The sequence below is a fragment of the Salmonella sp. HY31 genome (assembly GCF_042604575.1).
Lineage (GTDB): Bacteria > Pseudomonadota > Gammaproteobacteria > Enterobacterales > Enterobacteriaceae > Salmonella > Salmonella diarizonae.
Genome location: NZ_CP170479.1, coordinates 2,464,446 through 2,476,397, shown reverse-complemented (window position 1 = coordinate 2,476,397; position 11,952 = coordinate 2,464,446). Strand labels below are relative to the sequence as shown.

Sequence of the window (11,952 nt, the reverse complement as noted above, 5' to 3'; positions counted from 1 at the left end):
TTACCCTCTTGCCGCCAGTGCGGTGACTCTGTCATATGCGGTGCCGTTGCGTAGAACATCAAGCACGGTTTGCGCATTGGCTTTGAGATCTTCCTGACCATGCAGACGCATCAGCATCGCCACGTTGGCGGCGACGGCAGCCTCATGCGCGGCGTCGCCTTTACCTTGTAATAACCGCGTCAGAATGTCACGGTTTTCTTCCGGCGTGCCGCCAGCCAACTGCTCCTGATGGTAAGGCGTCAGGCCAAAATCCTCCGCCGTAAGTTGATAGCTTTTAATTTCGCCGTCATGCAGCTCCGCGACAATCGTCGTCGCATGGAGCGAAACCTCATCCATGCCGCCGCTGTGTACCACTGCCGCGCGCTGATAGCCCAATACCCGTAAGGTTTCCGCAATCGGCAGCACCAGTTCCGGTCTGTAGACGCCAATCAACGCCAGCGGCGGATGCGCCGGGTTGATCAGCGGGCCGAGTACGTTGAACAGGGTTCGCGTTTTTAACTGTTGGCGAACCGGCATCGCGTGACGGAATCCGGTGTGATATTTCGGCGCGAACAGGAAACAGACGCCCAGTTCATCTAACGCCTGACGTGATTTATCGGCGTTCATATCCAGATTAATACCGAACGCCGCCAACAGATCGGATGATCCCGATTTGCTGGACACGCTGCGGTTGCCGTGTTTCGCCACTTTCATTCCGCAGGCCGCCGCGACAAAGGCGCTGGCGGTAGAGATATTGATACTGTTACTGCCGTCTCCGCCGGTACCGACGATATCCGCAAACAGATAATCCGGGCGCGGGAACGGGGCGGCATTTTCCAGCAGCGCAGTGGCGGCGCCGGCAATTTCATTGGGATGTTCGCCGCGAATTTTCATGCTCACCAGCGCGGCGGCGAGCTGTTCAGGTTTAAGTTCGCCGCGGACGACCGCCGAAAACAACTGATGGCTCTCTTGTTGCGTTAGAGTTTGCGCCTGATAGAGTTTCTCCAGAATCGGCTGCAGGGTGTTTGTTGGTTCCAGCTTTTGCTGCGCCCAGGCTAATGTCTGCTCCAGCAGACGCGCGCCCTGTGTTGTCAGGATGGACTCAGGATGGAATTGAAAACCGCAAACGCGATCCGCATCATGACGTACCGCCATCACCATGCCGTTGAAATGGGCGTTAATGGTCAGTCCGGCAGGAACATTACTGCCGACCAGTGAATGATAACGCGCGACCGGCAGCGGATTCGCCAGACCGGCGAACATCGCCTGACCGTCATGTTCAATGCTGGAGGCTTTGCCATGCAGGATTTCTCCCGCCTGACCGACATAACCGCCGTAAGCTTCGACAATGGCCTGATGCCCCAGGCAAATGCCGATGATCGGTAACTTGCCGCGTAGTCGGGTCAGCAGCTCCGGCATACAGCCTGCCTCGCTGGGGACGCCCGGGCCGGGGGAGAGCATTAGCACCGGATTTTTCATCGTCGCCAGGCGATCGATAAGCGTCTGCGCCGGAATATGATTACGGTAAATCACCACGTTATGACCGTTGGTCCGTAGCTGATCTGCCAGGTTCCAGGTAAACGAGTCGATGTTATCGAGCAGCAGAATATCAGCCATCAGAAGGTCTCCTGTGCATGATGCGCGGTGGCGATAGCACGCAATACGGCGCGCGCTTTATTACGGGTTTCATCGGCTTCAGACTGCCCAACAGAGTCCAGCACAATTCCGGCGCCCGCCTGCACGGTTGCGATACCGTTCTCCACCAGCGCGGAGCGGATAACAATACAGGTGTCCAGATCGCCGTGGGCGGTGAAGTACCCGACAGCGCCGCCATAGCTGCCGCGGCGCTGTCCTTCCGCATCGGCAATCAATTGCATGGCGCGTACTTTCGGCGCGCCGCTCAGGGTGCCCATGTTCATGCAGGCGCGATAGGCGTGCAGAGCGTCGAGATCGTGACGCAGTTCGCCCACCACCCGGGAAACCAGATGCATCACGTACGAGTAGCGGTCAACTTTTGTCAGATCGGCAACGTAGCGACTGCCCGGCGTACAGATGCGCGCCAGGTCATTGCGCGCCAGATCGACCAGCATCAGATGTTCGGAAAGCTCTTTATGGTCGGTACGCATGTCCAGCTCAATACGGCTGTCGAGATCTCTGTCCAGCGTACCATCGGCGCGACGACCGCGTGGACGGGTACCCGCGATGGGGTAAATCTCAATCTGACGGCTGGCGGCGTCATATTTCAGCGAACTTTCCGGCGACGCGCCGAAAAGCGTGAAATCATTATCCTGCATAAAGAACATATACGGGCTGGGGTTGCTCTTTTTCAGCACGTAGTAGGCAGCCAACGGCGACGGGCAGGGCAGCGAAAAGCGGCGCGACGGCACCACCTGAAATATCTCGCCCGCGCGGATGGCTTTTTGTAACTGGCGTACAACCGCGCCGAACGCGTCATCGCTCTGATTGCATTCGCAGCGCATGTCCGGCACCGGCGTCACCGGCAACGGCGGCGCAGGCTGGGTTAACTGTTGGCTAAGGTACGCCAGGCGGGCGTTCAGGCGCTGTTTTTCCCGGTCGCTGGCGGTGAACAGACTGGCCTGAATACGGGTGCTTTTTTTCTGATGATCTATCACCATCAGCGTTTCCGCTAAATAAAAGCAGTAGTCCGGGCAGTTATTGCCAGCCTCAAGGTGTGGAAGCGCTTCAAAGCCAGCCACCAGGTCGTAGGCAAACAAACCGCCGAAAAACATAGCTTCCCGCTCTTGTGTCGGTATGTTCACCACCCCCTGTATCAGGCGGAACGTATCAAATACCGACAGGGAGCATAAACGGGCGTCTTCATCTAATAATGGGCTGACGGGCGGAAAGCGCAGGACGCGACCGGCAGGCAGGGCTTCGTTCTCCACGCCAGCGGGCAGGGCGGTATCCAGTAGCGGCAATAACGAGGCGCCATTATCAGACAACGCCTGAATAGTGACGGTGTCACCTAATGCGGTAATGCGCAGCGCGCTATCCACCAGCAGCAGGCTTTTTAAATCGTCTTTACTGTCGATATCCGCGGACTCCAGCAGCAGCGTTGCCGGGCGGTCGCCGCAAACCTGGTGAAAAAGCGCCGTCGGGTTTTCCCGGTAGGCGGCATCACAGGTCAACAGTTCGAGCGTAGGTTTTTGTGTTTGCATGGTTGTTCTCATTAATTTTGTTCAAAAAAAAGCCCGCTTAACAGGCGGGCCGGGTATCTTTTGGCTTATTACATCTGTTCATACACCGCCCGCTATCAGGAAGTGCGCCACCAGCCGTGTAATGCAAATGTCGCTGCCATTTTTAGATACCTCTTCATGTGAACTTTCGTACTAGTTAACTGGTTCGGTGGAATAATGTCAACACCTATTTCAGTATATTTGCCGGAACCGTTATGATGTACACGACATACCTTTTATCTCTATGGGAGCCGCCTTGAGCGACACGAATTACGCAGTGATTTACGATCTGCACAGTCATACCACGGCGTCCGATGGACTGTTGACGCCAGAAACGTTAGTACACCGTGCGGTAGAGATGCGAGTCGGCACGCTGGCGATTACCGATCATGACACCACAGCCGCGATTCCTGCGGCAAGAGAAGAAATTTCACGTTCAGGGCTGGCTCTGAATCTTATTCCCGGCGTGGAGATTTCAACGGTCTGGGAAAATCATGAGATTCACATTGTGGGTCTGAATATTGATATTGCGCACCCGGCAATGTGCGATTTTTTGGCGCAGCAGACACAGCGGCGTCAGGCGCGCGGTCGGCTCATTGCGGAGCGTCTGGAAAAAGCCCATATTCCCGGCGCGTGGGAAGGGGCATTGAGATTGGCGAATGGCGGCGCAGTGACGCGCGGTCACTTCGCCCGCTTTCTGGTGGAGTACGGCAAAGCCGCGACAATGGCGGATGTTTTTAAAAAATATCTCGCGCGTGGGAAAACCGGTTACGTTCCGCCGCAGTGGTGTACAATAGAACAAGCTATTGATGTCATTCATCATTCTGGCGGTAAGGCGGTGTTGGCCCATCCGGGACGCTACGACCTTAGCGCTAAGTGGCTGAAAAGATTAGTGGCGCATTTTGCCGACCATCACGGCGACGCGATGGAAGTGGCGCAGTGCCAACAATCGCCCAATGAACGCACCCAACTGGCGACGCTTGCGCGTCAGCATCATTTATGGGCATCGCTTGGATCTGATTTCCATCAGTCCTGCCCGTGGATTGAATTGGGGCGTAAACTCTGGCTGCCCGCTGGCGTTGAAGGCGTATGGCAGACATGGGAACAGCCGCAAATATCACAGTGAGGGAAGTATGAGCCAGTTTTTTTATATCCATCCGGATAACCCACAGCAACGGCTGATTAATCAGGCCGTCGACATTGTGCGTAAAGGCGGTGTTATTGTTTATCCAACCGATTCCGGCTATGCCCTCGGTTGTAAAATTGAAGACAAAGGCGCAATGGAGCGCATTTGCCGTATTCGTCAGTTGCCCGATGGTCACAACTTTACATTGATGTGTCGGGATCTGTCCGAACTGTCGACTTATTCATTCGTGGATAACGTGGCGTTTCGCCTGATTAAGAACAATACGCCGGGTAACTACACCTTTATTCTGAAGGGGACAAAAGAGGTGCCGCGTCGTCTGTTACAGGAAAAACGTAAAACCATCGGCCTGCGCGTGCCGTCAAATCCGATTGCGCTGGCGCTGCTGGATACGCTGGGCGAACCGATGCTCTCGACGTCATTGATGCTTCCGGGCAGCGACTTTACCGAGTCGGACCCGGAAGAGATTAAAGATCGGCTGGAGAAGCAAGTGGATCTGATCATCCACGGTGGCTACCTCGGTCAGCAACCCACCACGGTAATCGATTTGACTAATGACTCCCCGATGGTGCTGCGCGAAGGCGTCGGCGACGTTACACCTTTCTTATAAGGGCGTAAGTCTGTATACTACGCGGCCTTAAAATGGCGCGGCAACGCGCCGTTCATTCTCCTGTTCGACGCCTGTGAAGGCGACACCTGAAGGAAGCTCTATGAGCGAAAAGTTACAAAAAGTGCTGGCGCGCGCCGGCCACGGCTCTCGTCGTGAAATCGAATCCATTATTGAAGCGGGACGTGTCAGCGTTGACGGTAAAATCGCCACGCTTGGCGATCGCGTTGAAGTCACTCCCGGTTTGAAAATCCGTATCGACGGTCACCTGATTTCGGTGAAAGAGTCGGCGGAACAAATTTGCCGCGTTCTGGCCTATTACAAACCAGAAGGTGAACTGTGTACCCGCAATGACCCTGAAGGGCGGCCAACCGTTTTTGATCGCTTACCGAAACTGCGCGGCGCGCGGTGGATTGCGGTAGGACGTCTGGATGTCAATACCTGCGGGCTACTGTTGTTTACCACCGACGGTGAACTGGCGAACCGCCTGATGCATCCTAGCCGTGAAGTTGAACGTGAATATGCCGTGCGCGTGTTCGGTCAGGTGGATGAATCGAAACTGCGTGATTTAAGCCGTGGCGTACAGTTGGAAGATGGTCCGGCGGCATTTAAGACCATTAAATTCAGCGGCGGCGAAGGCATTAACCAGTGGTATAACGTGACGCTGACGGAAGGGCGCAACCGCGAAGTTCGCCGACTGTGGGAAGCGGTAGGCGTTCAGGTCAGCCGTTTGATCCGCGTTCGTTACGGCGATATCCCGCTGCCGAAAGGCCTGCCGCGCGGTGGCTGGACTGAGCTCGACCTCGCGCAAACGAACTATCTGCGTGGTCTGGTAGAGCTCCCGCCGGAAACCTCGTCGAAGGTTGCCGTCGAAAAAGACCGTCGTCGTATGAAAGCGAACCAGATCCGTCGGGCGGTAAAACGCCACAGCCAGATAGCTGGCGGACGCCGCTCCGGTGGGCGTAATAACAACGGGTAATCTCTACCGTGGCTTATAGGCCGAGAATCATCAGACAAGAGGGTTTGTGCCGGATGGCGGCGCAAACGCCTTAATCCGGCCTACGGTTAATAATCAATTCCCATCTGGGCTTTTACGCCCGCGTCAAAAGCATGTTTAACCGGACGCAGTTCGCTGACGGTATCCGCAAGATCAAGAATATCCCGGTGACAGCCGCGACCTGTAATAATCACCGTCTGGTGACCAGGGCGCGCGTTTAGCGCGCTTATGACCTCTTCCTGCGGCAAATAGTCATACGCCACCATATAGGTCAGCTCATCCAGTACCACCATATCAAGCTGCGGATCGGCCAGCATCCGTTTCCCATGCTGCCAAACGGCCATACATGCTGTAGTGTCTGCCTCGCGATTTTGTGTCTCCCAGGTAAATCCCGTCGCCATTACCTGAAATTCGACACCGTGTGGTTCCAGTAGATTACGCTCGCCGTTGGGCCAGGTGCCCTTAATAAATTGCACCACGCCCACCTTTTTACCGTGCCCTACGGCGCGGGCGGCAGTCCCGAAAGCGGCCGTGGTTTTACCCTTACCATTGCCGGTAAACACGATAATAATACCGCGCTCTTCCTGTGCCTGGGCGACACGGGTATCAACTCGATCTTTTACCTTCTGCTGGCGCTGCTGATAGCGTTCATTACTCATTGGGCGATTCCTGGTTTACGGCCCGGCTGGGCGTCAAAGGTCATACCGGTCTTACGGCGACTGTCGTCGCCCATGAGCCACAGGTAAAGCGGCATAATATCGGCAGGCGTTTTTAATTTCTGTGGATCTTCCGTCGGAAAGGCGCTGGCGCGCATACTGGTGCGCGTGCCGCCCGGGTTAATGCAGTTAACGCGCAGAGAACGGTTTTGATATTCGTCCGCCAGCACCTGCATCATTCCTTCAGTGGCAAACTTCGAGGTGGCATAGGCACCCCAGTTGGCGCGCCCCTGACGACCAACGCTTGACGACGTAAAGACCAGCGAGCCGGCATCGGATTTCAGTAATAACGGTAACAGCGCCTGGGTGAGCATAAAGGTGGCGTTAACGTTTACCTGCATGACATCCTGCCAGACCTGCGGATCTTGTTCGCTCATTGGAGAGATTTCCCCCAGTAGCCCGGCATTATGCAGGACGCCATCCAGGCGGGGGTAGTGGGCGGCGATGCGGTCGGCTACTTGTCGGCACTCTTCAGCGGTGCAGGTCAGCAGATCGAGCGTAAGCCATTGTGGTTGAACATGTTGCGCGTCGGCAATGTGCTGCGCGACCCGACGCAATTTCTCTTCGTTGCGTCCCAGGAGAATCACCGTTGCGCCGTAACGCGCATACGTGAGCGCGGCTTCCCGCCCAATGCCGTCGCTGGCGCCAGTGATCAAAATAATGCGGTTTTGCAATAGATCTTGTTTCGGTTGGTAATGCATGGCTACTCCTCAACGGCGTGGTGAACCGTCCTGCCAGGTTGTCTTAGCTTCGCGTTAACTTTTCGGGTTTATGCCTGAAAGCGCCTCTTTTTTCAATCAGCCAGGGGCGATAACGCCGTAAAATGAACACCTTGTCATACTTTTTCTTCCTCAACAGGCATACGGATGAAGAGAGACTGACTTCGATGCCTGTTGTACACTGAGCGCAAGTCGCGTTATTTAATCAAGGTGGGAGTCGTGGAATTGTTGTCTGAATATGGCTTATTTTTGGCAAAAATCGTCACCGTTGTGGTGGCCATTGCGGTCATTGTGCTGCTGATCGTGAACGCTACGCAACGCAAACGTCAGCGCGGCGAGCTGCGCGTGACCAATTTGAGCGAGCAGTATCAGGAGATGAAGGATGACCTCGCTGCGGCATTGATGGATGGCCATCAACAAAAACTGTGGCATAAGGCGCAGAAAAAAAAGCATAAGCAGGAGGCGAAAGCCGCCAAAGCAAAAGCGAAGCTGGGGGACATTGCGACATCGGACAAACCGCGCGTATGGGTGATAGATTTCAAAGGCAGTATGGACGCTCACGAAGTTAATGCGTTGCGCGAAGAGGTCACGGCGGTGCTGGCAGTGGCGCAACCAGGCGATCGGGCGGTGGTGCGTCTGGAAAGTCCCGGCGGCGTTGTGCACGGCTATGGCCTGGCGGCATCGCAATTGCAGCGCCTGCGCGATAAAAATATTCCGCTGACCGTGACGGTGGATAAAGTCGCGGCAAGCGGAGGCTACATGATGGCCTGCGTGGCGGAGAAGATTGTCGCGGCGCCGTTCGCTATTGTGGGATCAATTGGTGTTGTCGCGCAAATCCCAAACTTTAACCGCTTTCTCAAAAGTAAAGACATTGATATTGAACTGCATACCGCAGGACAGTACAAACGTACCCTGACATTGTTAGGCGAGAATACGGAAGAAGGGCGGCAGAAGTTTCGTGAAGATCTCAACGAAACGCACCATCTGCTCAAAGATTTTGTGCAGCGGATGCGTCCGACTCTGGACATTGAACAGGTCGCCACGGGCGAACACTGGTACGGTCAGCAGGCGCTGGAGAAGGGGCTGGTTGATGAGATTAACACCAGCGATGAGATTATCCTCGGTCTGATGGAAGGGCGCGAGGTGCTAAATGTGCGCTATATGCAGCGTAAAAAACTGATCGATCGTGTTACCGGCAGCGCGGCGGAAAGCGCGGATCGGCTTCTGCTGCGCTGGTGGCAGCGTGGACAAAAGCCGTTGATGTAAACGGCTATTGCCGGATGGCATTCAGCGCCATCCGGCACGGATTAATCAATCAGGTGATACTTCTCAGACAGCACATGCGCCAGGTGTTTAAACATGTTAAACACCGCAGTGCTTTTAGGGGTTGGTAATCCTTGCTCGTCTAAAAAGTAATCGCCGCTGAAAACCAGCACGCCATTTCTCTGCGTCACGCCGGTGGCGACAATACCTGCCATCGTGTCTTCATGTTCCCGAATAATTTTGTTGGCTTCAAGCAACAGTGTTTCGCGATCGATAGGTTGCGTCTCTTTATGCATTTTTTACTCCTTAAACAAGGAGATTAGTCTACGCTGAGCACTTCTGATGGGTAAATATTCTTGTAGGAAATTGGTGGATTTGCCATGTTGCGTTCACTGGCAAGATTTGTTTTTGCATGCTAATAAAGTTGCGTATCGAATTTTATCAGGTACAGTGTGACGCTTTCGTCAATCTGGCAACAGAATTGCTTGACATTCGACCAAAATTCCGTCGTGCTATAGCGCGTGTGTGCAAAAAAGCCTGTTAACTCAGTCACCTGAGTATTACATTTCGTACACAAAGCCAGTACAAGGGGTTGATATCCGCAGACGCAGAGACCATATATCGTTGTCTCGTCGCCAGTGGAAGGTGAATCAACGTGCGACGCATTCCTGGAAGAATCAACTTAGGTAAAGGTGAATATGGGTAAAGCTCTTGTCATCGTTGAGTCCCCGGCAAAAGCCAAAACGATCAACAAGTATCTGGGTAATGACTACGTGGTGAAATCCAGCGTGGGTCATATCCGTGATTTGCCGACCAGTGGCTCAGCAGCTAAAAAGAGCGCCGACTCTACCTCCACCAAAACGGCTAAAAAGCCCAAAAAGGATGAACGTGGCGCTCTCGTCAACCGTATGGGGGTTGACCCGTGGCACAACTGGGATGCGCACTATGAAGTGCTGCCTGGTAAAGAGAAGGTCGTCTCTGAACTGAAACAGTTGGCGGAAAAAGCCGACCACATCTATCTCGCAACCGACCTTGACCGCGAAGGGGAAGCTATTGCATGGCACCTGCGGGAAGTGATCGGCGGCGATGACGCGCGCTACAGTCGCGTAGTCTTTAACGAAATAACCAAAAATGCCATTCGCCAGGCGTTCGAACAACCAGGCGAGCTGAACATTAACAGGGTTAACGCTCAGCAAGCGCGCCGCTTTATGGACCGCGTGGTAGGCTATATGGTCTCGCCATTGCTGTGGAAAAAGATCGCCCGTGGTTTGTCGGCAGGTCGCGTTCAGTCTGTCGCGGTCCGTCTGGTCGTTGAGCGCGAGCGCGAGATTAAAGCGTTTGTTCCGGAAGAGTTCTGGGAAATTGACGCCAATACATCGACGCCGTCTGGCGAGGCGCTACCGCTACAGGTGACGCATCAGAACGACAAGCCATTCCGTCCGGTAAATCGCGAGCAGACGCTTGCCGCCGTCAGCCTGCTGGAAAAAGCGCGCTATAGCGTACTGGAGCGTGAAGATAAACCGACCAGCAGCAAGCCTGGCGCGCCGTTTATCACCTCAACGCTACAACAGGCGGCCAGTACCCGGCTGGGCTTTGGCGTGAAGAAAACCATGATGATGGCGCAGCGTCTGTATGAGGCGGGCTACATCACCTATATGCGTACTGATTCCACCAACCTGAGTCAGGATGCGGTCAATATGGTGCGCGGCTACATCGGCGATAATTTCGGTAAGAAATACCTGCCGGATAACCCGAACCAGTACGCCAGTAAAGAGAATTCACAGGAAGCGCACGAAGCGATCCGTCCTTCCGACGTTGCTGTCATGGCGGAGTCGCTGAAAGACATGGAGACTGACGCGCAGAAGTTGTATCAACTGATTTGGCGTCAGTTTGTCGCCTGTCAGATGACGCCAGCGCAATATGACTCTACTACGCTTACCGTTGGTGCGGGCGAGTTCCGTCTGAAAGCGCGCGGGCGTATTTTGCGCTTTGACGGCTGGACAAAAGTGATGCCGGCGCTGCGTAAAGGCGATGAAGATCGCACATTGCCTGCCGTGAATAAGGGCGATGCGCTGACGCTACTTGAACTGACGCCTGCTCAGCACTTCACTAAACCGCCAGCCCGTTTTAGCGAGGCTTCGCTGGTTAAAGAGCTTGAAAAGCGTGGTATTGGTCGTCCGTCTACCTATGCGTCGATCATCTCGACTATTCAGGATCGCGGCTATGTTCGCGTTGAGAACCGTCGTTTCTATGCGGAAAAAATGGGTGAAATCGTCACCGATCGGCTGGAAGAAAACTTCCGCGAATTGATGAACTACGATTTTACCGCGCAGATGGAAGATAGCCTGGATCAGGTTGCGAATCACCAGGCCGAATGGAAAGCGGTGCTGGATAACTTCTTCAGCGATTTTACTCATCAGCTTGATAAAGCTGAGAAAGATCCGGAAGAAGGGGGGATGCGTCCTAACCAGATGGTACTGACCAGCATCGACTGTCCAACCTGTGGCCGTAAAATGGGAATTCGTACTGCCAGTACGGGGGTCTTCCTCGGTTGTTCAGGTTATGCGCTTTCGCCGAAAGAGCGCTGTAAAACGACCATTAATCTGGTGCCGGAAAATGAAGTTCTGAACGTGCTGGAGGGCGACGACGCCGAAACCAACGCCTTGCGCGCCAAGCGTCGCTGTCAGAAGTGCGGTACGGCGATGGACAGCTATCTGATCGATCCGAAGCGTAAGTTGCATGTGTGTGGTAATAACCCAACCTGTGACGGCTACGAGATTGAAGAAGGCGAGTTCCGCATCAAAGGGTATGACGGTCCGATCGTTGAGTGTGAGAAATGTGGCTCCGAAATGCACCTGAAAATGGGGCGTTTTGGTAAGTACATGGCCTGCACTAACGACGAGTGTAAAAATACCCGTAAGATCTTGCGTAATGGCGAAGTTGCGCCGCCGAAGGAAGATCCAGTCCCATTGCCGGAACTGCCGTGTGAAAAATCGGACGCGTACTTTGTGCTGCGCGACGGCGCGGCAGGGATATTCCTGGCGGCCAATACCTTCCCGAAATCACGCGAAACGCGCGCGCCGTTAGTCGAGGAGCTTTACCGGTTCCGCGATCGCCTGCCGGAAAAACTGCGTTATCTGGCGGATGCGCCGCAGCAGGACCCGGAAGGCAATAAAACCGTTGTTCGCTTTAGCCGCAAAACAAAACAGCAGTACGTTGCGGCGGAAAAAGAGGGGAAAGCGACAGGATGGTCAGCGTTCTTCGTCGACGGCAAGTGGGTTGAAGGCAAGAAATAACCCCTGTCTGTCACCACAATAGTAAACCGGGCCG

General features: G+C 54.5%; 11 protein-coding genes and 1 other annotated feature. Of the genes, 5 read left to right on the top strand and 6 right to left on the bottom strand.

Annotated elements, in window-relative coordinates:
* The 3 genes from trpD to trpL form a co-directional block, all read right to left on the bottom strand.
* Entirely contained in the window at positions 1 to 1,596 is a 1,596-nt protein-coding gene (trpD, locus tag ACE15A_RS11750) for a bifunctional anthranilate synthase glutamate amidotransferase component TrpG/anthranilate phosphoribosyltransferase TrpD (RefSeq protein WP_053507928.1), read from the bottom strand.
* Positions 1,596 to 3,158 (bottom strand): anthranilate synthase component 1, encoded by a 1,563-nt coding sequence (locus ACE15A_RS11745; protein WP_053507929.1) that lies wholly within the window; start codon positions 3,156 to 3,158, stop codon positions 1,596 to 1,598. The genes trpD and ACE15A_RS11745 overlap by 1 nt, the downstream gene beginning before the upstream one ends.
* A 23-nt stretch (positions 3,159 to 3,181) precedes the next feature.
* Positions 3,182 to 3,277 (bottom strand) — a sequence feature (Trp leader region).
* Positions 3,254 to 3,298, bottom strand: a complete 45-nt coding sequence (trpL, locus tag ACE15A_RS11740) for a trp operon leader peptide (protein WP_010989026.1) — start codon at positions 3,296 to 3,298, stop codon at positions 3,254 to 3,256. It overlaps the preceding feature by 24 nt.
* 122 nt (positions 3,299 to 3,420) lie before the next feature.
* On the opposite strand from trpL, the gene rnm reads away from it, so the two are divergent.
* The 3 genes from rnm (at position 3,421) to rluB (ending at position 5,906) form a co-directional block, all read left to right on the top strand.
* On the top strand, positions 3,421 to 4,302 hold the full coding sequence (gene rnm, locus ACE15A_RS11735; protein WP_074177919.1) for an RNase AM: 882 nt from the start codon (positions 3,421 to 3,423) through the stop codon (positions 4,300 to 4,302).
* Between the two features lie 7 nt (positions 4,303 to 4,309).
* Entirely contained in the window at positions 4,310 to 4,930 is a 621-nt protein-coding gene (locus ACE15A_RS11730) for an L-threonylcarbamoyladenylate synthase (protein WP_023246921.1), read from the top strand.
* Between the two features lie 100 nt (positions 4,931 to 5,030).
* Complete coding sequence (rluB, locus tag ACE15A_RS11725; RefSeq protein WP_001291233.1) at positions 5,031 to 5,906, top strand: 23S rRNA pseudouridine(2605) synthase RluB; 876 nt, start codon at positions 5,031 to 5,033, stop codon at positions 5,904 to 5,906.
* 86 nt (positions 5,907 to 5,992) lie between these two features.
* On the opposite strand, the gene cobO is transcribed toward rluB, so the two are convergent.
* Both cobO and ACE15A_RS11715 read right to left on the bottom strand, forming a co-directional pair.
* Positions 5,993 to 6,583: a cob(I)yrinic acid a,c-diamide adenosyltransferase gene (cobO, locus tag ACE15A_RS11720; RefSeq protein WP_053507930.1), complete on the bottom strand. Its 591-nt coding sequence runs from the start codon at positions 6,581 to 6,583 to the stop codon at positions 5,993 to 5,995.
* Positions 6,580 to 7,341: a YciK family oxidoreductase gene (locus ACE15A_RS11715; protein WP_053507931.1), complete on the bottom strand. Its 762-nt coding sequence runs from the start codon at positions 7,339 to 7,341 to the stop codon at positions 6,580 to 6,582. Before ACE15A_RS11715 ends, cobO begins: the two co-directional genes overlap by 4 nt.
* Positions 7,342 to 7,578: 237 nt before the next feature.
* Between ACE15A_RS11715 and sohB the strand changes: the two genes are divergently transcribed.
* Positions 7,579 to 8,625, top strand: coding sequence for a protease SohB (sohB, locus tag ACE15A_RS11710; RefSeq protein WP_053507932.1), 1,047 nt, complete (start codon positions 7,579 to 7,581; stop codon positions 8,623 to 8,625).
* A 41-nt stretch (positions 8,626 to 8,666) separates the two neighbouring features.
* Here the strand turns inward: sohB and ACE15A_RS11705 are convergent, their stop codons facing one another.
* Positions 8,667 to 8,918, bottom strand: coding sequence for a YciN family protein (locus ACE15A_RS11705; protein WP_000548615.1), 252 nt, complete (start codon positions 8,916 to 8,918; stop codon positions 8,667 to 8,669).
* A 402-nt stretch (positions 8,919 to 9,320) separates the two neighbouring features.
* On the opposite strand from ACE15A_RS11705, the gene topA reads away from it, so the two are divergent.
* Positions 9,321 to 11,918 (top strand): type I DNA topoisomerase, encoded by a 2,598-nt coding sequence (gene topA, locus ACE15A_RS11700; RefSeq protein WP_023246917.1) that lies wholly within the window; start codon positions 9,321 to 9,323, stop codon positions 11,916 to 11,918.
* Positions 11,919 to 11,952: the final 34 nt, after the last annotated feature.

Bases quoted from the DNA above. Each gene is read 5' to 3' on its own strand.
- trpD (WP_053507928.1), bottom strand. From the start codon at position 1,596: ATGGCTGATATTCTGCTGCTCGATAACATCGACTCGTTTACCTGGAAC.
- ACE15A_RS11745 (WP_053507929.1), bottom strand. From the start codon at position 3,158: ATGCAAACACAAAAACCTACGCTCGAACTGTTGACCTGTGATGCCGCC.
- rnm (WP_074177919.1), top strand. From the start codon at position 3,421: ATGGGAGCCGCCTTGAGCGACACGAATTACGCAGTGATTTACGATCTG.
- ACE15A_RS11730 (WP_023246921.1), top strand. From the start codon at position 4,310: ATGAGCCAGTTTTTTTATATCCATCCGGATAACCCACAGCAACGGCTG.
- rluB (WP_001291233.1), top strand. From the start codon at position 5,031: ATGAGCGAAAAGTTACAAAAAGTGCTGGCGCGCGCCGGCCACGGCTCT.
- cobO (WP_053507930.1), bottom strand. From the start codon at position 6,583: ATGAGTAATGAACGCTATCAGCAGCGCCAGCAGAAGGTAAAAGATCGA.
- ACE15A_RS11715 (WP_053507931.1), bottom strand. From the start codon at position 7,341: ATGCATTACCAACCGAAACAAGATCTATTGCAAAACCGCATTATTTTG.
- ACE15A_RS11705 (WP_000548615.1), bottom strand. From the start codon at position 8,918: ATGCATAAAGAGACGCAACCTATCGATCGCGAAACACTGTTGCTTGAA.
- topA (WP_023246917.1), top strand. From the start codon at position 9,321: ATGGGTAAAGCTCTTGTCATCGTTGAGTCCCCGGCAAAAGCCAAAACG.